A 25,058-nucleotide genomic window follows, 5' to 3' on the forward strand; every position below is an offset into this window, starting at 1 on the left:
TGATGCACCGGTTATGGTTAATAAAGCGTTTGCGGGGGAGCGCTGTGACGCGACGCGGCTCGATGCAGACACGGTACGCCCTCTCTCCCGCTTGCAAACGGAAGAAGTGCACCGAGCGCGCGCTTGCCTTAAGCGCTCACACCGACACCGATCGGGCGGGACACGCCGGTGCCGCCAAAGATCAATCCCGGGAATAGCCGATCAGCGGCTTCCGCGGCCGGAACAGGATCATCAGCAGGATGCCGAGAATGCCGAGGACGGCAAAGACCGGCTGATCCAGCAGCAGGCGGATCACCGAGGTCCAGAGCCAGGGCGCCTTGGCCTCGACCCAGGTGCGGAAGGCCGACTGGCTGGCCTGATTGATGTCGTTCCAGAACTGGCCGAACCGGGTGAACCTGAGGGTCTGATCGGCCACCCAGCGGGCGCCGTCATAGACCATGAAGATGAACCCGCCGGCGAGCAGCAACAGCCCAATCAGTCGGAAAAAGCCGCGGATCATGCCTCACCTTATTTGGTCGTCCGATCGGAGGACCTGGACAAGACGCCGCCAGCCAATAGCCGGGCGACGGCAGAAATTCAACCTCTTCAGGGCGTTACAGTGCCTCCTGGAGCGCCTTGGGGCCGCTTTTCCAGCCCGGAAAGCGTTGACGGTGCCGAAGAGCCTCTCTATAAGGGCGCCAACTGGCGGTGGGCGCAATCCTGCCGCCGCTGTTCTTTGAGCAGTTGCAGGCCACTTGAGCTTAGGGCTCCTTGAGGCCTCATGTTCCCGGGACAGCCCAGCAACCGAACACCCTAAATCCGAGCGTCGATTCCGCGGTCAAGCAAGCCGGCGCTACCCGACCAAGACGCGACCGGTACCCGCAAAGGATATTGAGACCATGGCCAATACCACTTCCGCCAAGAAAGCGACGCGCAAGATCGCCCGCCGCACCGCCGTCAACAAGTCGCGCCGTACCCAGATGCGCGGTGCCGTGCGGACCGTCGAGGAAGCCATCGCGACCGGCGACCGCGCCGCGGCCGTGAAGGCGCTGGCGAATGCCGAGCCGGCCTTGATGCGTGCCGCGCAGCGCAACATCATTCACAAGAACAACGCCAGCCGCAAAGTCTCGCGCCTCACCGCGCAGATCGCCAAGCTCGCCAAGTAAGCTCGGCAAGCAAGCTCGTCAGGTCAGCCTGCAAGTCACGCTGGCCGACCGGTCGACGGATCGATCGCACATCGCACGCGTCAAACAGCCCGGCATCGCGCCGGGCTTTTTTGTTGCCTGTCATGATACACGGAAAGCGGACACGCACGATCGACGCTCGACCGGCGGGCTCGCAGCGCCTGCACCATTCTTCGTTCCGTAGTTCTACCTGCAGATGTCCTGCAACAGCCGTCTTGCAACGGCGGAAACCTTCACCGCGTTGCGAAAACCCCTGTGCCGCGGGCTCGAATTGAATCCGCAAGCGACGAAAGTTCTACACACCGTAGATTCACCGGAACACACACAGCGTGGGAGTTACCCTGCGAAACGAGACTCAAAAAACGATGTCTCGCTAATCACTTATCGACATAGTGACCGCAAGCATTTGGAAAATTCGTCCGCGCGTCGGGCGCATGAAGATTTTGTTAAAAAATTTTGGCGGTGGCGGAGAATTGTCACATGAGGTGCGGCGTTCTCGATTCTGCGCACGAATCCAAAAACTTGCTCCGAAGCCTGTGCACAAGTCGCGCGCGACGTTAACCGACGTCAAGTTTTTTTGGTGGCTCAAGTGTGAATCAATTCGTTGCGAGTCTTTCCGCTTAGTGTATTCCTTAGGTCGTCAGCGGCGCCCACGATCTTCAGACCAGCGCGGTTTAGGAAACGGGGCGAGCGTGCAAATCGGCGGCGGTGTGCACGTAGGCGACGCTTCAAAAAGCGATGTCGGTTCACAACCCATAGCAATATGGGAATGGTAGCTGTTTGTCTGAATGTCTCCAAGCGGGATCTTCCCGCCTCGTGCCAGGCGCATATGAGGGACATCGCAAAGCTATCCCGGCACGCAAGGTGGCGAAGTCGAGCGGACATTCGAACGGGCAGGCATCCGCGACATCGTACGCCGCGGCTGTCTTTTGGACACGCAGGACCTTGTCGTGAGCAATCACGGCAGGACGGGGAGGTATCATGTCTTACGGACTCAACGCGGTATTGAAACACGTCTTCTCTTCGAACGATGCCGGTTTAGATCAGTCCGACCTCCAGCCTCCCGCGTGTGACGGAGCGCCGAGTACGCGCTGACCTCGCGAACCCTCCATCTCTGACATCGCTGACCGGACGCGGCGTTCTCGCCGAACGGCGGAGCCATGTCTGATGATGGACTCGCTCTGAGGTCGCCCCATGACAGAACCCCTGACGGCAGGAACTCTGCATGGCGCTCACCACGCAACTAGATCTCTCAAGAGAAGTTTTCTGACGATGACAATGGAACAGGATCGCTGGTCACGCGTGAAGGGTCGGCTGCGCTCGAGCGTTGGCGAAGACGTCTACACGAGCTGGTTTGCACGCATGGATCTCGAAGGCGTGCAGGACGAGAGCGTGCGGCTCTCGGTGCCGACGCGCTTCCTGAAGAGCTGGATCCAGGCCCATTATGCCGAGCGCGTGCTGTCGTGCTGGCAGGCCGAGATGCCGGAAGTTCATCGCATCGACCTCACGGTGCGTTCGGCCGTGCGCCCGGTGACGCAGCCGAAGGACGCGCCGGCGCCGGTCGAGACGCGGCGCGCGCCCGCGCCGGAGCTGCGCTCGACCGCGACCGCGCCGGTCTCGGCCAATCACGACGCGCTCGGCGGCTCGCCGCTCGATCCGCGCCTGACCTTCGCGAGCTTCGTGGTCGGCCGCTCCAACACGCTGGCGCATGCGGCTGCGCGTCAGGTCGCGGAAGGCCGCCGCGGCGATCCCGTGATGTTCAACCCGCTCTACATCCATGCCGGCGTCGGCCTCGGCAAGACGCATCTGCTGCAGGCCGTGACCTGGGCCGGCAATTCCGGCAACGAGCGCAAGGTGCTGTACCTGACTGCGGAAAAATTCATGTACGGCTTCGTCGCCGCGCTGAAGACGCAGACGGCGCTCGCCTTCAAGGAGGCGCTGCGCGGCATCGACGTGCTCGTGATCGACGATCTCCAGTTCCTGCAGGGCAAGTCGACCCAGGCCGAGTTCTGTCACACGCTGAACGCGCTGATCGACGCCGGCCGCCAGGTCGTGATCGCGGCCGATCGTCCGCCGTCCGATCTCGAAAGCCTCGACGATCGCGTGCGCTCGCGGCTCGCCGGCGGCCTCGTGGTCGAGATGGGCTCGCTCGGCGAGGAGCTGCGCCACGGCATCCTCAAGTCGCGCGTCGCAGCCGCCCGCACCCATCATGCGACGTTCGAGGTGCCCGAGGAGGTGCTGCATTATCTGGCGCGCACGATCACCCATAACGGCCGCGACCTCGAAGGCGCGATCAACCGTCTGCTCGCGCACTCCAAGCTCAACAACCGGCCAGTGACGCTGGAGATGGCGGAGCACGAGGTGCGTGACCTGGTGCGGCCGCAGGAGCCGAAGCGGATCAAGATCGAGGACATCCAGCGCGTGGTGGCACGGCAGTACAATGTCAGCCGCTCCGACCTGCTCTCTTCGCGCCGCACCGCCAACGTGGTGCGTCCGCGCCAGGTCGCGATGTATCTCGCCAAGACGCTGACCTTGCGCTCGCTCCCCGAGATCGGCCGCCGCTTCGGCGGGCGCGACCACACCACGGTGCTGCACGCCGTGCGCAAGATCGAGGCGCTGGTCTCCAAGGACACCGCGCTGTCGGAGGAAGTGGAGTCGCTGAAGCGCCAGCTCCAGGAATAAACGCCTAAGGCGATCCTGCCACCCTGCCGCCGCCCCGGCCTCGCCCGGGCGGCGGTTTTCGTCTGGGCGGTAAATCGTGGGAATCGTGCGGAACTGGCCTCCAATCCCTTGAATCGGATGGCCATCCGCGCCACCTTGCGCGACCCTGGCAGCTTTGGTCATATCGGCTGGATGATCCGGCTTTTCGGGGTCTTCGGTGCCGTGGCGCGCGTCCCGCCGCCCGGCGTTTTCTAACGTTGTTTCCTTGGGGATCGGGCGAGTAGTGCAATGAAGGTTACGGTCGAACGTGCGCAACTGCTGAAGTCGCTGGGCCATGTCCACCGCGTCGTCGAGCGCCGCAACACGATTCCGATCCTCGGCAACGTGCTGGTCAGGGCCGAGAACGCCAAGCTGTCGCTGAAGGCGACCGACCTCGACCTCGAGGTGACGGAGACTCTGCCTGCGGAAACCGCCACCGCGGGCTCCACCACCGTGCCGGCGCACATGTTCTACGACATCGTCCGCAAGCTGCCGGACGGTTCGCAGATCGTGCTGGAGGCCGACGGCGACCGCGCCGTGCTGGCGATCCGCGCCGGCCGCTCGCGCTTCACGCTGCAGACGCTGCCGGAGAACGACTTCCCGGATCTGGCCGCCGGCGACATGTCGCATTCCTTCTCGCTCGCCGCCAAGGACATCAAGCGGCTGATCGATCGCACCCAGTTTGCGATCTCCACCGAAGAGACGCGCTATTACCTCAACGGCATCTATCTGCACGCCGCCGGCACGGCGAAGGCCGCCACCCTGCGCGGCGTCGCCACCGATGGCCACCGCCTCGCCCAGCTCGACCTGGTGCAGCCCAAGGGTGCCGAGGGCATGCCCGGCGTGATCGTGCCGCGCAAGACCGTCGGCGAGGTGCAGCGCCTGATCGAGGATACCGACGCCGAGATGACGGTCGAGCTGTCGCAGGCCAAGATCCGCTTCACCATCGGCAACGTCGTGCTGACCTCGAAGCTGATCGACGGCACCTTCCCCGATTACGGCCGCGTCATCCCGCAAGGCAACGACAAGGAGCTCGTCGTCGACAAGAAGGATTTCGAGAACGCGGTCGACCGCGTCTCCACCATCTCCAGCGAACGCGGGCGCGCCGTCAAGCTGTCGCTGTCGCCGGGCAAGCTGGTGCTGTCGGTGACCAATCCGGATTCCGGCAGCGCGACCGAAGAGCTCGAGGTCGAATACGCCTCCGACGCCCTCGATATCGGCTTCAACTCCCGCTATCTGCTCGACATCGCCGCCCAGATCGAAGGCGACGTCGCAACGCTCCGCCTCGCCGACCCTGGCTCGCCGACCCTGGTGCAAGACCGCGACGACAAGAGCGCGCTGTACGTGCTGATGCCGATGCGGGTGTGAGGATGAAGCAGCGGCTTTTCCTCTCAACAAGAGCGCGATCCGCATTGCTGTGCCCTCTCCCCTTGTGGGAGAGGGCAGTTCCGCTGGAGGACATAGACTCGGTCGGGTGAGGGGTTAGTGCCGCAAGATCCGTCCCATCGGCCGGTCCCCAAAAATCTCCGCCAGTTCGCGAAGAACATGCGGCACGCGCCGACGGATGCCGAAGCGGCGATGTGGCGTCTGCTCAGAGACCGCCGCATGTCGGCATACAAGTTTCGCCGGCAGGTCCCGTTCGGAAACTACATTCTCGACTTCGTCTGCTTCGACAAGCGGCTCGTGATCGAAGTCGACGGAAGCCCGCACGCAGAATCACGAAGCGATGCGGATCGTGACGTAGCTCTGTCTACTGAAGGCTTTGCCATCGCGCGCTACTGGAACAATGACGTGCTTCAGCGGTCCACTTCCGTGTTGGAGGATATCCTTGCAAAGCTTGCCGGGCGGTAAGATACCCCTCACCCGTCGCCTCACTGCGTGAGGCGCCACCCTCCCCCACAAGGGGGGAGGGAAGTAAAGCCCGGCAATGACAGAAGCCACATGACCCCCTCCCGCATTCATCGCCTGACGCTGACGCATTTTCGCAATTATCGGGCGGCGGGGCTCGAGACGGCGGCTGACCTGGTGGCGCTGGTCGGGCCGAACGGGGCGGGCAAGACCAATTGCATCGAGGCGATCTCGTTCCTGTCGCCGGGACGCGGGCTGCGGCGCGCCACGCTGGAAGACGTCGCCGACAACCAGGGCGACGGCTCCTGGGCCGTCTCCGCGCAGGTCGAGGGCGCGCTGGGGCTGGCCACGCTCGGCACCGGCATCGATGCACCGCGGCCCGACACCGCGGTGAGCCGGCGCTGCCGCATCGACCGCGAGCCGGTGGGTTCGGCGGCAGCCTTCGGCGACCACATCCGCATGGTGTGGCTGACGCCGGCGATGGACGGGCTGTTCATGGGCGCGGCGTCCGAGCGGCGGCGCTTCTTCGACCGCCTGGTGCTCGCGATCGACAGCGAGCATTCCAGCCGCATCAACGCGCTGGAACGCTCCTTGCGCTCGCGCAACCGCCTGCTGGAGACCCGCAATTACGACGACCATTGGTGTGACGCGATCGAGCGCGAGACCGCGGAGCTTGCGGTCGCGGTCGCGGCCACGCGCGGCCAGACTGCTGCGCGTCTGACCGGCATGCTCAACGCGCGCGCGCAGGCCTCCGCTTTCCCCTCGGCGCAGATCGCGCTCGACGGCTGGATGGAGAATGCGCTGCTTCAGGAGACCGCGACCTCGGTCGAGGACCGCTATCGCCAGATCCTGCGCGACAACCGCCCGCGCGATGCCATCGCCGGCCGCACCACCGACGGCCCGCATCTCACCGACCTGCAGGTGATCTATGCGCCGAAGAGCATGCCGGCGCGCGACGCCTCGACCGGCGAGCAGAAGGCGCTGCTGATCGGCCTCGTTCTGGCGCATGCGAGCCTGGTCGCCGAGATGACCGGCATCGTGCCGCTGCTGCTGCTCGACGAGGTCGTGGCGCATCTCGACCCTAGCAGGCGCGCCGCGCTGTTCGACGAGCTGAAGAAGCTTGGCGCACAAGTGTGGCTGACCGGCGCGGACCCCGCGGCCTTCGCCGAGATCGGCGCCGGAGGCGAAGTGTTTGACGTCGAGAGCGGACGAGTCTCGGCCAGAGCCTAGGCCGCCGCGTTGAACCCGCCCGTTTCCGTCAGCGACTAGCTGCTTGAGGCTGCAACACGCGGCCATCGCGCGAATATCGGACACGTGCGATATCCTTGGAGCACGGGCATGACGACGGTGAGGCACGGGGCGCAAGCTCCGGCACGATGGCAGCTGTTTGCGTGCGGCCTGGCGCTCTTCGCAAGCTGCCTGCTCGCGGCAAGCGCCGGCGCCTTCGTGTCGAATTTGCCGCCGCTGTTCTCGGCCGCGCTCACGCCGGATCCCGATGCCAGGCTGCCCGCGCCGACCCGCTATCTCTATCGCGGCATCCACACCACCATGATGCCGGGCCTCGAGGCTCCGCTCCGGATCAGGTTAGAGGCCCGCGTGCCCGCAGCGCTCGGCGATGTTCTCGCCTTCTATCGTACCGAGCTTCAAAAGCTCGGCTGGCAGGAACAGCAGCATGATTCTGCGGTCGACGCCGATCACGCGCGCCTCGCCTTCGTCTCGCCGGTCGGGCCTGCGGCGCTGGCGCTCGCCCGCAACGGCGACAGCACCTCGGTCCAGCTCGTGCAGAAGAATCGGGTTGTCGCGACACGCGCGAACGTCCTGCCCGAGCCTGGTCAGTCGAAGCTGGTCTTCAGCAATATCAGCGCGAACGAGGCCGTCCTCACGATCAACGAGCGGAGCATTGCGCGCCCCGCCGGCGCCAGCGCCGTCGCGCTGGATCTGATGCCCGGCAAATATTCCTACGGATTGAGCATGCCCGGTCGTCGAGCCACCACGAACATGCTCACCGTCGCAGCCGGCGATACCTGGGAGCTCACGGTCGGGCCGGACGGAGAGGCGTGGTCACCGCTTCAACTGTACTGAGCGCCGCTTCACGCCCCGGCATCGGTGCCCCGTTGAACCTCTCAGGTTCCCGCCGCGACTTCTGGTCTGAGGCCGCGCGCCGACGGCGCCGCAGCCTGCTGCGCAGGGCATGGCGGCCCGCGCGATATCCAGGAGTTTTGACGATGCCGATGATCCCGCTTGGGGCGCAAGTCCCGGCCAGATGGCTGCTGCTGACCTGCGGCATTCTCGCGATGGCGGGCATTGCGCGTCCTGCGGGCGCGGCCGACGAGGGCATCGTCGACGTCCATACGCTGCCGCGGCTCGATGGCGCGATGGAGGACACCTCGCGCCCCGACGCCCATCGCGTGGTCTATACGGTGCCGAGCGCCGTGAGCGCGGCGTCGGACGCCGCCAGGAAGCTGCTCAGCGCCGACGGCTGGGTGCCCTATGTCTATCCGCTGGATGAGAGGAGCGCCGCGCTGACCTTCAAGAAGGGACGGCAGGGGCTGCGCGTCTCCTTCACCCAGGCGCGCGGGCGCCCCGATCAATCCGCGGTGTCCTACACGCCGAACCGGATCTATGCGAACGTCCCCTTTCCGGACGGCGCGACGAACCTCGTGTTCGACGAGACCCGGCCCTATCTCGGCTGCATCGCGCCCGGCGCGCTCGATGCGACGTCGGAATTCTTCGCCAAGGAAATGGCGGCGATCGGCTGGCGCAAGCTCACGCCCGAGACGGCGGCGCGCTGGCCGAACGCCGATCTCGGCGAGACGGTGCCGAACGGCCTGCGCGTCTTCTTCGATCATCCCGGCGGCGACACGGCGCAGTTCTACAAGCAGAAGCCGGTCATGCTGACCTTGACGCGCCGCGACGACGGCCGCACCAACGTCGAGATCAGGGTGGCGCCGTTCGCGCTACCGCAAGAGCTCGAGGCCGACGATGACATGGCCGGATTGCCGCGGCCCAAGCCGACCAAATCGGCAAGGAGCCTCGGCAGCGCCAGCTCCAACACGCGCGAGATGTCGGCTGCCGCGATGGCCGAGCTGCCCGCCGTGCTCGCCTTCTATCATCGCGAGCTCGCCGCGCGCGGCTGGCGGGAGGATGGCAACGCGCCGCTCGCCGCCGGCGACGACGTCGCGATCAGGATCTCCAACGCCGAGGAAACCGGCATGCTGCGGCTTGGCCGCAAATATGATTTCACCATGGTCAGCCTGACCGCGCAGGTGAAGGAATCCGCGCTTGCCGCCCGCGCCAAGGCGAAGCAGGAGGCAGACGCAAGGTTCCTCGGCGATGCCTTGGGTGCGGCCCAGCAGCTCATCGCCGCCGATGATATCAGGCGCAAGGCCCAGGCCGCCTCCCTCTCTGACGCACCGCTCACGGCGCTTGCCGACGGCACGACGCCGGTGCCGCTGCCCGAAAACGCCGAAGGCGTGAAATTCGAAGGCGGCAACGGCCGGCTGGAATTCTCCTCGGCGTCGAGCGTGAAGGCGCTCACCGCGTTCTATCGCGCATCGCTCAAGCCCGCCGGCTGGAAAGAGCAGCCCTCCGTGATCAACCAGCCCAATATGGCGGTGATGGAATTCGCCAGGGGTGGCAAGTCGATCTCGATGACCGTGATGCAGATGGGCCCGAAGGTGAACGTCAGCGCCAGCGGATCGGGCCTGGTGATGGCCACGGCGAAGCCGGCAGCGATCCCGGAGGTGCAGGCCCCATCCTCCGAGCCGCTCAAGCTCGACACCGAATCCCAGCTGCCCGTGCCGACGCAGCGTTCGTCGAAATCGCTTGCCACCACCAAGATACCCGGCGGCGAGGCCCCGCTCCGCCGCGAGCTGACAGCCAGCATCCCCGCTCCGCTCCAGGACGTCCTCGCCTTCTACCGCGCCGAGCTGTCCAAGCTCGGCTGGCAGGAAAAGACCGACGGCGCGGCGGTGTCCGCAGACCAAGCGCAGATTGATTTCACCTGGCCGCAAGGCCCGGCCGTGCTCAAGCTCGGCCGCACCAAGGGCGAGACCACGGTCAGTCTGGAGCAGAAGAACGCGGATGTCGCCGTGAAGGCCGACATCATGCCGAAGGCCGGGCAGGCCCGGGTGATGCTCGGCAACATGGGCCCGAAGGAGGCCTCGCTCACGATCAACAAGCAGGCGGTGAAGATCGCGGCCGGTGCCGGCGGCCCGCAAGCGCCGAAAGGCCCGATGCTCGATCTGCCCCCAGGCAAGTACCAATACGCGGTGCGCACGCAGGGGCAGCCGACCCACACCGACACGCTCACCGTGGCCGCCGGCGACATCTGGGGCCTCATGGTGGGCCCGAGCGGCGACGTGCTGCCGCTGCAGATGTATTGAGCGCCACAAAGGTGCCGCGTCCCTGTCCCGCTTGCGAGCGGGAGAGGGCGCGGTCGCGCCATGAATTTCGCCAAAAGAGATGCTCCGACCGGCGCCTCAGACGACGTCACGCCCCGCAAAATCCACGCCTTTCAGAGCCCCAAAACGACCCCTCGAATCGCTTTTTTGCAGGGCCCCAAATCGGCCTTCTGAAGGCTTGAAAACCGACCGAAAAACCCTATTTGCTCAAAGGGTTGCGGCAGCATACTTTGCGCTAGGCGCTGGCCCGCTTTCATGGCACAAATAGCCTCGCAAATCAGCGCCTTCTGCGCCGCTGATTCGGGCGACATTCGAAGGCCTCTCATGACAGAACCAGCTCGGCAGCCCGCTGCCGAAAACGAGCCCTCCAATCCGAGCGAATACGGTGCGGAATCGATCCGCGTGCTCAAGGGTCTCGATGCCGTCCGCAAGCGCCCGGGCATGTATATCGGCGACACCGACGACGGCTCGGGTCTGCACCACATGGTCTACGAGGTCGTCGACAACGCGATCGACGAAGCGCTGGCAGGCCACGCCACGCGGGTCGACGTGATCCTCAATGCCGACAATTCCGTCACCGTGCGCGACGACGGCCGCGGCATTCCCGTCGACATCCACAAGGGAGAAGGCATCTCAGCGGCCGAGGTCATCATGACCCAGCTCCATGCCGGCGGTAAGTTCGACCAGAACTCCTACAAGGTTTCCGGCGGCCTGCACGGCGTCGGCGTCTCCGTCGTCAACGCACTGTCGAGCAAGCTTGAGCTTCGCATCTGGCGCGACGACAAGGAGCACTACATCGAGTTCGCCCATGGCGACGCCGTGGCGCCGCTCAAGGTCGTCGGCGACGCGCCGGGCAAGCGCGGCACCGAGGTGACGTTCCACGCCTCGACCGAGACGTTCAAGAACGTCGAATATGATTTCGCGACGCTGGAGCACCGCCTGCGCGAGCTCGCCTTCCTCAATTCCGGCGTCAACATCGCCCTCTCCGACATGCGCCATGCGGTCGAGAAGCGCGAGGAGATGCACTATTCCGGCGGCGTCGAGGAATTCGTCAAATATCTCGACCGCAACAAGAGCCCAATCGTGCCGGCGCCGATCATGGTGCGCGCGGAAGCCAACGGCATCGGCGTCGAGGCCGCCTTGTGGTGGAACGACAGCTACCACGAGAACGTGCTGTGCTTCACCAACAACATCCCGCAGCGCGACGGCGGCACACATCTGGCCGGTTTCCGCGGCGCGCTGACGCGCCAGGTCAACGGCTATGCCGAGGCCAACGCCAAGAAAGAGAAGATCGCGCTGACCGGCGACGATTGCCGCGAAGGTCTCACCGCCGTCTTGTCGGTGAAGGTGCCCGATCCGAAGTTCTCGTCGCAGACCAAGGACAAGCTGGTGTCCTCGGAGGTGCGTCCCGTGGTCGAGAACGTGCTCAACGAGGCGCTCCAGGCCTGGTTCGAGGAGCACCCCTCCGAGGCCAAGATGATCGTCGGCAAGGTGATTCAGGCCGCGGCCGCCCGCGAAGCCGCGCGAAAGGCGCGCGAGCTGACCCGCAAGAGCCCGCTCTCGGTCTCCTCGCTGCCCGGCAAGCTCGCCGACTGCCAGGAAAAGGATCCGGCCAAGTCAGAGCTCTTCATCGTCGAGGGCGACTCGGCAGGCGGCAGCGCCAAGCAGGGCCGCAACCGCGAATTCCAGGCGGTGCTGCCGCTGCGCGGCAAAATCCTCAACGTCGAACGGGTCCGTCCCGACAAGATGCTGTCGAGCGAGCAGATCGGCACGCTGATCACCGCGCTCGGCACCGGCATCAGCGACGAGTTCTCGATCGAGAAGCTGCGCTATCACAAGATCATCGTGATGACGGACGCCGACGTCGACGGCGCCCACATCCGCACGCTGCTGCTGACCTTCTTCTACCGGCAGATGCGGGACATCATCGACGGCGGCTATCTCTATATCGCCCAGCCGCCGCTCTATAAGGTCTCACGCGGCAAGTCCGAGCAGTACCTGAAGGACGAACGGGCGCTGGAAGACTATCTGATCGACGCCGGGCTCGACGACTGCGTCTTCATTCCCGGCAGCGGCGGCGACCGCACCGGCCGCGACCTGCGCTCGCTGGTCGACGACGCCCGCGTGGTCCGCAGCATCCTGCGCAATCTGCACAGCCGCTATAACCGCAAGGTCATCGAGCAGGCCGCCATCACCGGCGTGCTGAACAAGGCGATTTACGGCGATCCCGAGAAAGCCGCGGCCGCGGCGCAATACATCGCGGGCCGGCTGGACAACCAGGCCGAGGAAGTCGAGCGCGGCTGGATCGGGCAGTACGTGGAAGGCCAGGGCTTCCAGTTCGAGCGCACCGTGCGCGGCGTCAAGGAGGCCGCTGTCATCGACGACGCCTTCCTGGGATCCGCCGAGGCCCGCAAGCTCGACGAGTACACGGTGAAGCTTCAAGATGTATACGCCCGCCCCGGCAAGCTGCGGCGCAGGGATGTCGAGCACATGGTCTACGGCCCGGCCGACCTGTTCGAGGCGGTCACCGACGCCGGCCGCAAGGGCATCACGTTGCAGCGTTACAAAGGCCTCGGCGAGATGAACCCGGAGCAGCTCTGGGAGACGACGCTCAACACCGACGTGCGCTCGCTGCTGCAGGTGAAGGTCAAGGAGGTCGACGAGGCCGACGACATCTTCACCAAGCTGATGGGCGACGTGGTCGAGCCGCGCCGCGACTTCATCCAGGAGCACTCGCTCAGCGCGACGATCGATATTTGAGGCCGGTTGGGCTTAGCCGGATCTGTCAGCCAAGCACTCGCTGCACCTCTCCCGCTTGCGGGAGAGGTCGCCACGCTCGCAGAGCGTGGCGGGTGAGGGCTTTATCCTCTAGGGGACTGTCCCGTTGTGGAGACACCCTCTCCCCCGCCCTCCCCCGCAAGCGGGGGAGGGAGCGCACCACCGGCATGGCGGCACTGCTCTGAACCTCACCACGCGCCGTCGCGACGAAGTGGCATGAACCCGTTGGCCAATTCCGGCCGGAATGCCTCACGTCATGATCGCCTCTGCAGCGCCCAGTTCCACTGCACCCTCACGCCGCCTCGGCATCATCGGCAGCATTGTCGGCGTGCTGGCGCTGATGGCGGCGGTGCTGCCGCACTGGGTGGTGCCGATCGTGTTTCCGCCGCCGCCGGCAGACAAGGTGATCGTCGACACCGGCCATCGCATCAAGGACCGCATCGTCGCGAAGGTGAAGGGCGTGGAATATCAGGCTCCGAAGGTCGAAAAGTCGGCTGGACGAAGCTGGAGTGAAACCGCCTCGGTCGCCGCAATCTCGCTCGGCCTGCTCGCCATCCTGTTCTCGGTGCTCTCGCTGATCTTCCGGGAGGAGCGGCTCCTTGCCGGCGTCGCCGCCACACTCGGCACCGGCGCCATCGCGATCGAAATCTCCTTCTTCATGATGGGAGCGCTGATCCTGATCGCAATCCTGTATGTGGTCGGGAATATCATCGGGCTGTTCTAGCGGCCGTTTTTCACAAGCTCCGGCCTCATCCCGAGGAGCCCGCGCCGGCGGACGTCGCGTGGGGATGGCCGCGGCGACATACGGGCCTTCATGGTTCGAGACGCGCGTTCCGCGCTCCTCACCTTGTGGTCTTGCAGTTGCATCCGAACGACCCCGAACCGCGCCCAGCACAATTGCTCCCGCGCTCAATTCTCTGTAGTTTCCGCCGAAACAGCCCGCCCACCAACAGGACAGCGAGAACCACGTGGCGCCCATCCAATACATCGTCGAGGGCGGTCACCGGCTCTCGGGGTCGATCGAGCCGTCCGGCAACAAGAATTCGGCGCTGCCGATCATCGCCGCGGCCCTGCTCACCGAGCATCCGGTGACGCTGGAGAACGTGCCGCGGATCCGCGACACCGAGACGCTGGTCGAGCTGATCCGCTCGGTCGGCGCGTCCGCGGAATGGACCGCCCGCAATACTCTCAATATCCACGCCAAGAGCATCCGCGCCGCCGATCTCGACCCCGAGCTGTGCGTGCGAATCCGCGCCTCGATCCTGCTCGCCGGCCCCCTGCTCGCCCGCTGCGGCGAAGTGATGCTGCCGCCGCCGGGAGGCGACGTGATCGGCCGCCGCCGACTCGACACCCATGTGCTGGCGCTGGAGCAGCTGGGAGCAAGGGTCACCGCGACCGACCGGCTCGAGTTCCGCGCGCCCAAGCTTGCCGGTGCCGACGTGTTCCTGGACGAGCCGAGCGTCACCGCGACCGAGAACGCGCTGGTAGCCGCGGTCGCCGCCGACGGCGTCACGTATTTGCGCAATGCGGCCTCGGAGCCGCACGTGCAGGATCTCGCCAACTTCCTGGTCGCGCTCGGCGCCAGGATCGAGGGCATCGGCACTAATACCATGATCGTGCACGGGCCGGCGACGCTGGGCGAAGCGACCTACCGGATCCAGCCCGACCATATCGAGGTCGGCTCGCTGATCGGACTTGCCGCGGTGACGCGCTCTCCCTTGCGCATCACACGCGCCGGCGTCGAGCATCTGCGCTCGATCCGCATGGGCTTCGAGCGGCTCGGCATCGTCTGCCGCGTCGAGGGCGACGATCTCATCGTGCCGTCCAATCAGACATTGAAGATCCAGGATGATTTCGGCGGCCATGTGCCGAAGCTCGAGGACCAGCCCTGGCCAGCCTTCCCGGCCGACCTGATGTCGATCGCGATCGTCACCGCCACGCAATGCGAGGGCGTCATCCTGATGTTCGAGAAGATGTTCGAATCCAGGATGTTCTTCGTCGACAAGCTGATCGCGATGGGCGCGCGCATCGTGCTGTGCGACCCGCACCGCGCGATCATCGCCGGCCCCAGCCGCCTGCACGGCGCGACCATGACCTCGCCCGACATCCGCGCCGGAATGGCGATGCTGCTGGCGGCCGTGTGCGCCCAGGGCACCTCCACCATCAACAACGCCGACCAGATCGAGCGCGGCTACGAGCGCATCGAGGAACGGCTGAACGCGCTCGGCGCCAAGATCAAGCGCGTGCCGGACAGGAAGGGCTGAGGCCTTTTCTTCTCCCCGTGTGGGAGAAGTTGGCGCGAAGCGCACAGTATCGTAGGGTTGGCAAAGCGAAGCGTGCCCACGCGTCTGTTGCAATATTGGATAGGCGGTGGGCACGGCGCAAATGCGCCTTTGCCCACCCCACGGCACCGAGCTGTTGGCTGGGGCCATGTTTTCGTCGCGCGGCCGTGCTATTGAGCGGTCATGCTCGACACCGTGCAACATCAAGCGCAGCCGCAAGCCGGCGTGCCGCCAAACCATCTCGCTCAGGAATTCGTCGAGACGCTGCGGCTGGCCGTGCCGCTGATGCTGACGCAGCTCGGGCAGATCGCGATGATCACGACCGATCTCGCGCTGATCGGGCGGCTCGGCGAGGATGCGGTGGCGGCGGCGGCGCTGGCGCACACGGTCTATTTCGTCAGCTTCACCTTCGGGCTCGGCCTGATGTCGGCGGTGTCGCCGCTGGCGGCGCAGGCCTTCGGCGCCGGCGACGTCAGGCTGATCCGGCGCTCCTTGCGCGTCGGATTGTGGGTCGCGTTCCTGATCTCGCTGCCGATGATGGCTTCGCCGCTCTACGGCGAGCAGATCCTGCTCGCGCTCGGTCAAGTGCCGCAATCGGCCGCGCTGGCGCAGCGCTATCTCAACGGCCTCGCCTGGGGCATCGCACCGGCGCTCGGCTTCATCGCGCTGCGCAGCATGATGAGCGCGGTGAACCGGCCGCAGCCGCCGCTGTGGATCACGGTCGCGGCGATCCCGGTCAATGCCCTGCTGGTCTACGCCCTGATCCACGGCCTGTTCGGCCTGCCCGAGCTCGGCCTGTTCGGGGCGGGACTTGCGACCACGATCGTCAACCTCGGCACTTTCGCCGCCGTGCTCGCGATTGCCGCATGGCGGAAGCCATTCGCGGACTATCATCCGCTCGCCCATCTGTGGCGGATCGACTGGCCGTTGATGCGCCAGCTGATTGCGATCGGCGCGCCGATCTCGTTCTCACTGCTGATGGAGTACGGCCTGTTCTCCTCGGCGGCCCTGCTGATGGGACTGATCTCGACCACCGCGATTGCCGCGCACCAGATCGCGCTCCAGGTCACGGCCGTGCTGTTCATGGTGCCGCTCGGCATCGGCATGGCGGCGACGGTGCGGGTCGGCCATGCCTTCGGCCGCAATGATCCGGCGGCGGTGAGGCGCGCAGGGCTCGCTGCGGGCGTGCTTGGAGCAGCTCTCGTCTCGGCCCTGACCGTCGCGATCATCCTCGGTCGCTACGAACTAGGCCGACTGTTTTTCGGCAGCAGCGGGGCGAGCGCAGCGACCGTCGAGCTGACAGCGACGCTGCTGGTGGTCGGCGCGACGTTCTTCATCGCCGACGGCCTCCAGACCATCGTGGGCGGTGCGCTGCGCGGCATCAACGACACCAGGATGACGCTGGTGTTCGCGGTGATCGGCTATTGGTGCGTCGCCTTTCCCGTCGGTTGGATTCTTGCCTTCCACACCGGCCTGGGCGCCGTTGGCGTCTGGGTCGGGTTCTCGGTGGGGACCTTCGTCTATGCCGGACTGCTGATCTTGCGCTTCCGGATGCTGACGCGCAGATTGGCGGGATGATGGCAACAGTCCGCGAAGTGCGTCCCGAAGTCGATGCCAATGCGCTGCTGGCCGGCGCGCAGTTCATCGACGCGTTCCGCGTGCAGATCGGCGCGACCGCGATCGATGCCCGCGAGGCCTGCACGCGGATGGTGCTGCACGGGCCGAGCTGGATCGACACGCTGCTGCGCCTGCGCAACATCCTGGTGACGCCGTTCGGGCTGAAGACATCGGGCGAAGGCGCCCCGGCGCCGCACGGCCTGATCGGGCTGTTTCCGGTGATCGACGAGACGCCCGAGCGTCTGGTCGCGGGCTTCGACGACTATCATCTCGACTTCCGCATCGTGGTCGACGTTTCAGGCGATCCCGCGGACCGCGAGGTAACCTCGACCACGCTGGTGCGGACCAACAACCTGCTCGGACGGACCTACCTCAGGCTCATCACGCCCTTCCACAAGCTCGTCGTCCGCGGCATGATGGGACGGATCGTGGAGCGGGCCGATGACCCTGTCAGTTGATCTTTTCTTCTCCTTTCGCAGTCCGTTCAGCTATCTGGCGCTGCCGAAGACGCTCAAGCTCGTGGAGGACTATGATCTCGCGGTGAACCTGCGGCCGGTCTACCCGCTCGCGGTGCGCGTGCCCGGCTTCTTCAAGAAGGCCAGCCCGAATTTCATTCGCTATGTCGTGCTCGACAGCACGCGCGTGGCGCAGCACGAGGGCATTCCGTTCCGCTTTCCCCGGCCCGATCCGATCGTGCAGGACAAGACGACGTTCGATGTCGGGGCCGAGCAGCCCTACATCCACCGCCTGACCCGGCTCGGCGCCATGGCGCAGCTCGAGGGACGCGGGCTCGCATTCACCGATGCGATCGCGCGCGTGCTGTGGGACGGTTCGGTCGCCGGATGGAATGAGGGCGATCATCTCGCGCGCGCCACCGAGACGGCCGGCTTCGATCTCGCCGCGATGGATGCCGCGATCACCGCGGATCCGGATCGGTACGAGCAGGTGATCGCAGCGAACGAGAAGGACCACGCAGCGTCAGGCCATTGGGGCGTGCCGACCTTCGTGTTCGAGAACGAGCCGTTCTTCGGCCAGGACCGCATCGATCTCCTCGTCTGGCGCATGCAGAGCAAGGGCCTCGTGCAGCGCTAGTTGGACTCACGAGCCGAGGTCCGGTCATCGAAGAGTGAGTTCGATGCCATCCTCAGCTTCATCGCCGCCAGGACAATGGCATCCAATTATTTCGATAAGCCAGTCGAATACTGTGGGTCCTTCGTGTCTGAGCGCCTCAGCCAGCTGACTTTCGACTCGCGCTCTGTTGGAAGGGTGACATCGTTCCAGCCTCTTGCGCAGTTGGCGAGCGGTCTCGTCATATCCGAGATTCCGCTTCGAGGTTTCATGATTATCCCAGCAGAAAACAAAACCCTCATCAGGCGTCCCAAAGCCACCTCGCAGAATGTCGTTGAAGGCGTCCAGATTTTTGCCCCACTTAGCACCCGGGATAATGCAAAGGCTGACTTGCTCGTAAAATCCTTCGAGCGTCGAAAATTCGGAGCCGTCGATGCGTAGCTCCGGCTTCGAGGCCATCATGGTCGCACCTCGGATCCTTTTCCTCATTCCGCCACGCGCGCGGACTTGCCCGCCGCCGCCTCCGCCCATTCGCCGACGACGCGGTCGAGATCGCAGAGATTTTGATGCATCTGCTCCAGCGAGAAGCCGAGCGCGAAGAAGCGCTCGGCAGTGTCGCTGGCGTGGCCGCGGATCAGGCCGTCCTGGCGCACGGCGGCAACGGCGTCGGAATAATGCTGGAGCGCGACGTGGACGGGATGGATCGGCGGCGCGCCAGCGCCTTCGCGCAAGGCGTTCGCTGCCGAACGCAGGAAACGGGCAATCGCGGTCGACACCTCCGTCAGCGGAGCAGCAAGGCGCATCTGCACCTCGACCGGCAGCGGCACCACGGTGGCGCGGCCGATCATCACGACGTCATGGCGCAGGCGCAGGACGGTGCGCAACAGCGGGCCGGTGTCGGGCCCGCTCGACAGCAGCGCGGCGCGCTCGCGTTCGGCCTCAGTGCCGATCGCATTCATGCCGACCATCGCCGTGCCGATGCCGTCCTGGATACGGTGCAGCGCGTCGTTGTCGCGGCCGCGGGTGAGACCCGCGAGCAGCTCCGTGAACGCATCCGCGATCAGCTCGAGCAATTGCGCCGCCGCGGCGCGAATCTGGCGCACCGCACGCGAGGGCAGCACCAGGAACGACACCAGCAATCCCGTGACCGCGCCGACACCGACCTCGCTGACGCGGTCGATCGCCGAGGTCATGGGATCGGCATGATGCATGGTCGGAACCAGCAGCACGATCACGGCCGTCACCGTGGCCGCGCTGAGGCTCGGATTGATCGCGGCGATGAAGGCGAGCGGGGCGACCGACAGCACCAGGAGGCCCAACAGCCCCGCTTCGCTGGAATAGGGGATCAGGATCGCGAGGGCGCCGCCATAGATCGCGCCGCCGATGGTGCCGAGCATGTAATCGCGCGTCGCCTTCAGCGAGCGGCCGACGCTCATCTGGGTCACGATCAGCGCGGTCAGGACCGCCCAGAGCGGCAGCAACAGATGCAGCGCGGTGGCGAGCGCATAGGCCGCGGTCGCCGCGACCGTGACCCGGATCGCGAGCCCCAATTGCGTTCGCCGCGACCTGATCCGGTCAAGCAGCTCCTTTGCGAAGGCCATCGTCTGAAGTCCCGATCCGCTCGAGGCCAGGCAAAAGCATGGCTGATACCCGCGGCCGCAAGGCCGCTTGAAAGGCCAAATCAGCCCGCCTAACTTGCGCGCCAAAACGAGGAAACACGATGGCTCACGAAACCGCAACGCTCGCCGCCTATGTTTTCAATCTGAAATACCAGGATATTCCGGCGGAGGTGCTGGAGCGCGCCAAGGTGCTGACGCTGGATTTCCTCGGCAGCGCGATCCGGGCGCGGCGCGAGGCCGAATCGACCCCGTCGATGCTGAAAATGCTGGAAGCGCTGGCGCTCGACGCCAAGGGCGAATCCACCGTGTTCGGCGATGCCAAAACCTGGACGCCGGCGGTCGCAGCCCTGCTCAACGGCGCGCTCGGCCATTCCCTCGACTTCGACGACACCCACGCCGATTCCTCGCTGCATCCGAGCGCGCCGGTGGTCCCGGCCGCCTTCGCCGTCGGCGAGATGGTCGGCGCCTCGGGCCGCGACGTACTGACCGCGATCGTGGCGGGCTATGAGATCTGCTGCCGGCTCGGCAACGCGCTCGACCCGACCTCGCATTACGCGCGCGGCTTCCACCCGACCGCGACCGCCGGCACCTACGGCGCCGCCGCGGCGGCCGGCAAGCTGTTCGGCCTGTCCGACCAGCAGCTCATTTCAGCCTTCGGCGTCTCCGGCAGCCAGGCCGCAGGCTCGCTGCAATTCCTGGTCAACGGCGCCTGGAACAAGCGCTACCAGGTCGGCGCCGCCGCGATGAACGGAGTGATCGCTGCGACGCTGGCGCGCAACGATTTTGTCGGATCCACCGAGTCCGTCGAGGGCAAGCACGGCCTGCTCGCCGGCTACACCGACGACGCGCATCCGGACAAGGCGGTGGCCGAGCTCGGCAAGAGCTATGAGACCATGAAGATCGGCGTGAAACCCTATCCGAGCTGCCGCTACACCCATGCGGCGATCGACGCGCTGATCGCGATGCGGCGCGAGCACAATCTGACGCCGGACCAGGTCAAGCGTGTCGAGATCGGCCTGCATCGCAACGGCATCACGCTGACCGGCGATGCCGCCACCAAGCGGCATCCGCGCTCGATCGTCGGCGGCCAGTTCTCGATGTTCTTCACCGGCGCACTCGCGCTCGACCAGGGCTCGTTCGGCTGGGACGACTACAATCGCCTGGGCGATGCCGCGATCGACGCCCTCGCGGACAAGTTCGACGTGGTGCAGGACGACCGCCTCGAGATCGGCCGCACCCATCCGTTCGGCGCCCGCGTCAGCATCACCACCGATGACGGCGTGCACGAGCGGCTCTATGCCAATCCCTCGGGCGAGCCGACCTCGTTCCCGGATGCGGCGGCGATGCAGCAGAAGTTCCTGACGCTGGCCCGCCCGGTGCTGAACGCGCGCGCGGAAAAATTCGCGGACGCGATCATGACGCTGGAGCGGTTCGACCGCGTCGCGCAGGCGACGGAATTGGGAAGGTAGGGATTTTGAGCTAGAGCTGCTGCGCTCCGCTTACCCTCCCCTGGAGGGGGAGGGTCGCTACGCATGTAGCGAAGCGAAATGCGTAGCGGGGTGGGGTGACGGTCTCTCCCGCAACCAACGGTGCCCGCGTGGAGAGATCACCCCACCCCGCTCGCGCTGCGCGCGATCGACCCTCCCCCTCCAGGGGAGGGTAAGAGAAAGATCAATCCGCCCCCGCCAGCTTCCCCTTCTCGCCCGTCGCCGCCACCACGTCGCGCACGAGATCGAATACGCCGTCCGCTTCCGGCGGCCCATTCGGCGAGCGGCCGAGCCGCACGATCACGAGCTGCTCCGACGGGATCACGATGGTGTATTGCCCGATCGTGCCCTTGGCGAAGAAGGCATCGCGCGGCCAACCATGGGTGACGCGGAAGTTCGCGCCAAAGCTGTCGCCGCGATTGGTCCAGAAGCCGGCGCCGATGCCGACCCAGGCATTTGGCGTCGCCGTCGCCGAATATTTCACCCAGCCCTCCGGCAGGATGCGTTTACCGCCGGCGAGGCCATCATTGAGATAAAGCTGGCCGAAGCGTGCCCAGTCGCGCGCGGATGCGAGCATCTCGCTCGACCCTTCGATCGTGCCCGAGGCATCGAGCTGCAGCGTGACATGGCGCATGCCGAGCGGAGCGAACAATTCGCGGCGCGCAAAGCGGAGCGCGCTTTCCGCCGTACCGCCGGCCGCATCGCGGATCAGATGCGAGAGGACCAACATGTTGCCGTCGTGATAATTCCACGCCGCACCGGGCGCGGTAGCAAGCGGGATGCTCTCGGCATAGGCCGCCATGTCCGATTCCATGAACTTCATCCGGTTGACCGGCTCGAAGGCCGAACCGAGCGAGGCCCGCAGCGAGCTGCCGAGCGCAAGGCCGGCGGTGTGACGCAGCAGCTGATCGACTGTGATGGCATGGCGCGGATCATCAGGATCCTTCCAGGCCGCGACCGGTGCGGGTCCGTCGAGCTTGAGCTTGCCTTGGCGCACCAGTACGCCGATCAGGGCTGAGACCACCGATTTCGCCATGGAGAAGCCGAGCAGCGGCGTCTCCGGTCCAATGCCGTCGGCATAACGCTCCGCGACGATGCGGCCCGACTTCATCACGACCACCGCACGGGTGCGCCGATAGGGCGGCTGCGCCGGCTCGGCGAAAGCGCGGTCGAGCGCAGCGGCAAGCGAGGGGCTTTGCGGCGGCACGATCGCGGGGCCGGCGATCTCGGGCAGCAGCGCGGGCTGCCTGTCGGTCGCGGGCGGCTCGACGGGGGCTATTCCCGCGCCATGGTCGAGCGTGCAGCCCAGCCCGTCGCGATAGACGGCACGGCTGCGGCCGATGCCGAACAACGTCACCGTGACATTCTTGCGAACGCGGTCGACCCGGGTGTCCATCGCCCATGTGATCAGCCCGGTCCCGGGCATCGCGTCATTGGTCTCGGCAAAGTTGCGCCGCGGATCGAGGCCGGAGACGAACGTCTCCGCGCACAGGACGTCGGCAACGAAGCCGGTGGCGATCTTCGGGACGTCACGGGCCCGCGCGGCGCTGAGGGCGAGGCCGGCGCAGGCGATGGTGGCGGTGAGGAGGACGATGTTGCGGCGGCGGGTCACGAGCTTTCTCCGGCTTAGGATGCGTGCCGGGAGGAAGCAGGAGCAGGCGGAGAAGGGCTCGCCGGATTTGGAAAACGGCCTGGTTGGAATTGGACGAGAGCTGGCCGATTCCGAAATAGCGTTGTTATTTCAAGTTGCCACGGGAATGCCCGGCGCAACGGCGGCCTTCAGGCGCCGATACTCCGTCGGTGTCACGCCCGTGACCGCCTTGAAGGCGCGGTTGAACGGGCCGAGCGACTGGAAGCCGGCGTCCATAGCGATGGTGATGACGGGAACCTCGGCCTGGGCGGGATCGGCGAGCGCGGCCTTGGCCTCCTCGATGCGGTGATTGTTCAGGAACACATTGAAGTTGCGGTAGCCAAGGCGCTGATTGATCAGCCTGCGCAGCCGGTATTCCGGAATCTTCAGCCGGCCTGCCAGCACGCCAATCGTGATATTCTCCTGACGATAGATCCGCTCGTCCGCCATCAGCCGCATCAGGGCATCGATCAGCCTCTGGTCGGCGGATTCGTCGACCGGTGCGGGCCGGGCCAGAACCGCCGGCGCGGCCGCCGACGCCGGAAACAGATCGGCGCCATCGACGCGCATCATCGCACAGGCAATGGCCGCAACGACGCCGGCAAGCACGCCCGTATTGATCGCGTCGGCGACAGCGCCGACGTCGCTGCCGGCGACGACGATCTGCAGAGCCGCATTCAACCCGCCGTAGAGCGCGGCTGTGCAGACGATGAAGACGCGAACGCGCCGGCGGCGCTCGACCAAATCAGCCGGCCACGAGGCGACCGTCTGCCCGATCGCAAGCGCGATGAAGCCGAGCACGATCAGATTGACGATCGTCACGGAAAACCGCGCGTGGCCGCCCGGCGCGATCCAGACGCAGCCCGCGAAGCTGAAGGCCGTCACCAGCGCCCACACCAATCCGTGCCACCCGCGCAGGCGAAATTCATCGTCGAACAGCGCGCGCGTGAACAGCCAGAACACCACGATGTTGCCGGTCGACAGCGCGATCAGCGGCGCGTGCCAGGCGGGAATCAGCGACGTGACGCCGACCGAATAGCTCGCCGCATGCGCGGCCGAGCCGAGCGCGAAGGCCGCGCCGAGCCGGGCTGCCAGCACGTGGCGGAAGCCGGAGAGCAACGACGCCGCCAGCACCAGCAGCAGCGCGACGCTGGCAGCGCGAAAGGCGAGTTCGGTTGCGGCAAGGGTCATCGGGTGGTGCGATCGGTCGCAATTGAAGGCCGCCAAACATCGTTGGTTGCGCCAGGTTTTTCAAGAACCATCCGCATGCCATGCCTGGAGCCACCTCCACCGCTGTCATTGTCCGGCTCGACCGGGCGATCCGGCAATCCGAGACAGCAGTGATGAATCGAGCGGCTCCGGCGTACTGGATCGCCCGCCCTTCGCGAGCGATGACAGCGGAGTATGAGGCCTCATGCGACGCGACGTCTTGTCCGGGCTTGGTCGCGACGACGCTGCAGATTCCTGCTAGGCTCGCGTCAACAAGGTCAAAAAGGAGTCCCTCATGAGCTGGCAGCCCTCGAACGACCCCGTGCTCGGCGATCCCATGTCCTGCGATGCGCTCGATCTCGTCATCGTGCCGCGCACGCGCGATCTCGGCGACGGCTTCGCGGTCCGGCGCGCGCTGCCGCACGGCAAGCGGCAGATGGTGGGGCCCTTCATCTTCTTCGACCATTTCGGGCCGGTGCAGTTCGTCTCCGGCAAGGGCATGGACGTGCGACCGCATCCGCATATCGGGCTTGCCACCGTCACTTACCTGTTCGACGGCGCGATCATGCATCGCGACAGCGAGGGCAATGTCCAGGAGATCGCGCCCGGCGCGATGAACCTGATGACGGCCGGACGCGGCATCGCACATTCCGAGCGCACGCCGGATGCGCAGCGCGCCTCGGGCCAGCAGATGCTGGGCCTGCAGAGCTGGATCGCGCTGCCAGCCGGGTCGGAGGAGATCGCTCCCTCGTTCCAGCATTACGGCGCGGGCGATCTGCCGATGATCTCCGAGCGCGATTTCACCGCACGCGTGATCGCCGGCTCCGCCTTCGGCATCGCCTCGCCGGTGTCGATGGTCTCGCCGTGGTTCTACACCGAGGTCACGGCCGCGCAAGGCGCCAGCGTGCCGCTCGACCCCGACCACGAGGAGCGTGCGATCTATGTCGTCGATGGCGAGGTCGAGATCGCGAATGAGCGCTATGAGGGGCCGCGGCTCCTGATCTTCCGGCCCGGCGACCGCATCACCGTGAAGGCGCTCAAGCCCACGCGGATGATGTTTCTCGGCGGCGATGCACTAGAAGGCCCGCGCCATATCTGGTGGAATTTCGTCTCCTCCAGCAAGGAGCGGATCGAGCAGGCCAAGCAGGACTGGAAAACCGGCCGTTTCGCGGCAGTTCCGCAGGAACATGAGTTCATTCCGCTGCCGGAATAGGCTAATCCGGTTTCCGGCCGCGCCATCAGGTGCGGCCGGAT

At 65.9% G+C, this 25,058-nt stretch carries 20 protein-coding genes; 15 read left to right on the forward strand and 5 right to left on the reverse strand.

All coding sequences use genetic code 11. From position 1 onward, the window contains the following. Positions 1 to 181: 181 nt before the first annotated feature. The gene (locus DCM79_RS05260; protein WP_028133689.1) at positions 182 to 499 is read right to left on the reverse strand and encodes a hypothetical protein; all 318 of its coding nucleotides are present in this window, start codon (positions 497 to 499) and stop codon (positions 182 to 184) included. A 379-nt stretch (positions 500 to 878) separates the two neighbouring features. Between DCM79_RS05260 and rpsT the strand changes: the two genes are divergently transcribed. The 13 genes from rpsT (at position 879) to DCM79_RS05325 (ending at position 17,883) form a co-directional block, all read left to right on the forward strand. Then, complete coding sequence (gene rpsT, locus DCM79_RS05265) at positions 879 to 1,145, forward strand: 30S ribosomal protein S20 (protein ID WP_027563963.1); 267 nt, start codon at positions 879 to 881, stop codon at positions 1,143 to 1,145. Positions 1,146 to 2,435: 1,290 nt separating this feature from the next. Continuing rightward, positions 2,436 to 3,845 carry a chromosomal replication initiator protein DnaA gene (dnaA, locus tag DCM79_RS05270; RefSeq protein WP_257178954.1) on the forward strand — a complete coding sequence of 470 codons (1,410 nt, stop codon included), beginning with the start codon at positions 2,436 to 2,438 and terminating at the stop codon, positions 3,843 to 3,845. Positions 3,846 to 4,112: 267 nt separating this feature from the next. After that, on the forward strand, positions 4,113 to 5,231 hold the full coding sequence (dnaN, locus tag DCM79_RS05275) for a DNA polymerase III subunit beta (RefSeq protein ID WP_028133687.1): 1,119 nt from the start codon (positions 4,113 to 4,115) through the stop codon (positions 5,229 to 5,231). A gap of 117 nt (positions 5,232 to 5,348) precedes the next feature. Continuing rightward, positions 5,349 to 5,714: an endonuclease domain-containing protein gene (locus DCM79_RS05280; RefSeq protein ID WP_257178955.1), complete on the forward strand. Its 366-nt coding sequence runs from the start codon at positions 5,349 to 5,351 to the stop codon at positions 5,712 to 5,714. 90 nt (positions 5,715 to 5,804) lie between these two features. Next, the gene (recF, locus tag DCM79_RS05285; RefSeq protein ID WP_257178956.1) at positions 5,805 to 6,941 is read left to right on the forward strand and encodes a DNA replication/repair protein RecF; all 1,137 of its coding nucleotides are present in this window, start codon (positions 5,805 to 5,807) and stop codon (positions 6,939 to 6,941) included. A gap of 108 nt (positions 6,942 to 7,049) precedes the next feature. After that, a complete protein-coding gene (locus DCM79_RS05290; protein ID WP_257178957.1) occupies positions 7,050 to 7,793 on the forward strand; it encodes a hypothetical protein in 744 nt (247 codons plus the stop codon). 143 nt (positions 7,794 to 7,936) lie between these two features. Beyond that, positions 7,937 to 10,096 carry a hypothetical protein gene (locus tag DCM79_RS05295; protein ID WP_257178958.1) on the forward strand — a complete coding sequence of 720 codons (2,160 nt, stop codon included), beginning with the start codon at positions 7,937 to 7,939 and terminating at the stop codon, positions 10,094 to 10,096. A 342-nt stretch (positions 10,097 to 10,438) separates the two neighbouring features. Continuing rightward, positions 10,439 to 12,874 (forward strand): DNA topoisomerase (ATP-hydrolyzing) subunit B, encoded by a 2,436-nt coding sequence (gyrB, locus tag DCM79_RS05300; protein ID WP_257178959.1) that lies wholly within the window; start codon positions 10,439 to 10,441, stop codon positions 12,872 to 12,874. A gap of 274 nt (positions 12,875 to 13,148) precedes the next feature. Continuing rightward, entirely contained in the window at positions 13,149 to 13,616 is a 468-nt protein-coding gene (locus DCM79_RS05305; protein ID WP_257178960.1) for a hypothetical protein, read from the forward strand. A gap of 244 nt (positions 13,617 to 13,860) precedes the next feature. Next, positions 13,861 to 15,156 (forward strand): UDP-N-acetylglucosamine 1-carboxyvinyltransferase, encoded by a 1,296-nt coding sequence (murA, locus tag DCM79_RS05310; RefSeq protein ID WP_028133680.1) that lies wholly within the window; start codon positions 13,861 to 13,863, stop codon positions 15,154 to 15,156. 201 nt (positions 15,157 to 15,357) lie between these two features. After that, positions 15,358 to 16,752: an MATE family efflux transporter gene (locus DCM79_RS05315; protein ID WP_257178961.1), complete on the forward strand. Its 1,395-nt coding sequence runs from the start codon at positions 15,358 to 15,360 to the stop codon at positions 16,750 to 16,752. Next, positions 16,749 to 17,249, forward strand: coding sequence for a DUF2867 domain-containing protein (locus tag DCM79_RS05320; protein ID WP_257178962.1), 501 nt, complete (start codon positions 16,749 to 16,751; stop codon positions 17,247 to 17,249). Before DCM79_RS05315 ends, DCM79_RS05320 begins: the two co-directional genes overlap by 4 nt. Next, the gene (locus DCM79_RS05325) at positions 17,233 to 17,883 is read left to right on the forward strand and encodes a 2-hydroxychromene-2-carboxylate isomerase (protein WP_257178963.1); all 651 of its coding nucleotides are present in this window, start codon (positions 17,233 to 17,235) and stop codon (positions 17,881 to 17,883) included. The genes DCM79_RS05320 and DCM79_RS05325 overlap by 17 nt, the downstream gene beginning before the upstream one ends. Positions 17,884 to 17,907: 24 nt before the next feature. On the opposite strand, the gene DCM79_RS05330 is transcribed toward DCM79_RS05325, so the two are convergent. Further along, positions 17,908 to 18,321 (reverse strand): barstar family protein, encoded by a 414-nt coding sequence (locus tag DCM79_RS05330; protein ID WP_257178964.1) that lies wholly within the window; start codon positions 18,319 to 18,321, stop codon positions 17,908 to 17,910. A 23-nt stretch (positions 18,322 to 18,344) separates the two neighbouring features. After that, complete coding sequence (locus DCM79_RS05335; protein ID WP_257178965.1) at positions 18,345 to 19,460, reverse strand: aromatic acid exporter family protein; 1,116 nt, start codon at positions 19,458 to 19,460, stop codon at positions 18,345 to 18,347. A 119-nt stretch (positions 19,461 to 19,579) separates the two neighbouring features. Between DCM79_RS05335 and DCM79_RS05340 the strand changes: the two genes are divergently transcribed. Then, positions 19,580 to 20,947 carry an MmgE/PrpD family protein gene (locus DCM79_RS05340; protein ID WP_257178966.1) on the forward strand — a complete coding sequence of 456 codons (1,368 nt, stop codon included), beginning with the start codon at positions 19,580 to 19,582 and terminating at the stop codon, positions 20,945 to 20,947. 202 nt (positions 20,948 to 21,149) lie between these two features. On the opposite strand, the gene DCM79_RS05345 is transcribed toward DCM79_RS05340, so the two are convergent. Then, the gene (locus DCM79_RS05345; protein WP_257178967.1) at positions 21,150 to 22,577 is read right to left on the reverse strand and encodes a serine hydrolase; all 1,428 of its coding nucleotides are present in this window, start codon (positions 22,575 to 22,577) and stop codon (positions 21,150 to 21,152) included. 129 nt (positions 22,578 to 22,706) lie between these two features. Beyond that, complete coding sequence (locus DCM79_RS05350) at positions 22,707 to 23,786, reverse strand: helix-turn-helix domain-containing protein (protein ID WP_257178968.1); 1,080 nt, start codon at positions 23,784 to 23,786, stop codon at positions 22,707 to 22,709. 313 nt (positions 23,787 to 24,099) lie between these two features. Here DCM79_RS05350 and DCM79_RS05355 point away from each other — a divergent pair, with 313 nt between their 5' ends. Next, on the forward strand, positions 24,100 to 25,017 hold the full coding sequence (locus DCM79_RS05355) for a pirin family protein (protein ID WP_257178969.1): 918 nt from the start codon (positions 24,100 to 24,102) through the stop codon (positions 25,015 to 25,017). The last annotated feature ends 41 nt before the right edge of the window (positions 25,018 to 25,058 follow it).

The sequence above is a fragment of the Bradyrhizobium sp. WBOS07 genome (assembly GCF_024585165.1).
Classification (GTDB): Bacteria; Pseudomonadota; Alphaproteobacteria; order Rhizobiales; family Xanthobacteraceae; genus Bradyrhizobium; species Bradyrhizobium japonicum_B.

Excerpts from the sequence above, each read along its gene's own strand:
- DCM79_RS05260 (WP_028133689.1), bottom strand. The coding sequence starts at position 499 with ATGATCCGCGGCTTTTTCCGACTGATTGGGCTGTTGCTGCTCGCCGGC.
- rpsT (WP_027563963.1), top strand. The coding sequence starts at position 879 with ATGGCCAATACCACTTCCGCCAAGAAAGCGACGCGCAAGATCGCCCGC.
- dnaA (WP_257178954.1), top strand. The coding sequence starts at position 2,436 with ATGACAATGGAACAGGATCGCTGGTCACGCGTGAAGGGTCGGCTGCGC.
- dnaN (WP_028133687.1), top strand. The coding sequence starts at position 4,113 with ATGAAGGTTACGGTCGAACGTGCGCAACTGCTGAAGTCGCTGGGCCAT.
- recF (WP_257178956.1), top strand. The coding sequence starts at position 5,805 with ATGACCCCCTCCCGCATTCATCGCCTGACGCTGACGCATTTTCGCAAT.
- DCM79_RS05290 (WP_257178957.1), top strand. The coding sequence starts at position 7,050 with ATGACGACGGTGAGGCACGGGGCGCAAGCTCCGGCACGATGGCAGCTG.
- DCM79_RS05295 (WP_257178958.1), top strand. The coding sequence starts at position 7,937 with ATGCCGATGATCCCGCTTGGGGCGCAAGTCCCGGCCAGATGGCTGCTG.
- gyrB (WP_257178959.1), top strand. The coding sequence starts at position 10,439 with ATGACAGAACCAGCTCGGCAGCCCGCTGCCGAAAACGAGCCCTCCAAT.
- DCM79_RS05305 (WP_257178960.1), top strand. The coding sequence starts at position 13,149 with ATGATCGCCTCTGCAGCGCCCAGTTCCACTGCACCCTCACGCCGCCTC.
- DCM79_RS05315 (WP_257178961.1), top strand. The coding sequence starts at position 15,358 with ATGCTCGACACCGTGCAACATCAAGCGCAGCCGCAAGCCGGCGTGCCG.
- DCM79_RS05320 (WP_257178962.1), top strand. The coding sequence starts at position 16,749 with ATGATGGCAACAGTCCGCGAAGTGCGTCCCGAAGTCGATGCCAATGCG.
- DCM79_RS05325 (WP_257178963.1), top strand. The coding sequence starts at position 17,233 with ATGACCCTGTCAGTTGATCTTTTCTTCTCCTTTCGCAGTCCGTTCAGC.
- DCM79_RS05330 (WP_257178964.1), bottom strand. The coding sequence starts at position 18,321 with ATGATGGCCTCGAAGCCGGAGCTACGCATCGACGGCTCCGAATTTTCG.
- DCM79_RS05335 (WP_257178965.1), bottom strand. The coding sequence starts at position 19,460 with ATGGCCTTCGCAAAGGAGCTGCTTGACCGGATCAGGTCGCGGCGAACG.
- DCM79_RS05340 (WP_257178966.1), top strand. The coding sequence starts at position 19,580 with ATGGCTCACGAAACCGCAACGCTCGCCGCCTATGTTTTCAATCTGAAA.
- DCM79_RS05350 (WP_257178968.1), bottom strand. The coding sequence starts at position 23,786 with ATGACCCTTGCCGCAACCGAACTCGCCTTTCGCGCTGCCAGCGTCGCG.
- DCM79_RS05355 (WP_257178969.1), top strand. The coding sequence starts at position 24,100 with ATGAGCTGGCAGCCCTCGAACGACCCCGTGCTCGGCGATCCCATGTCC.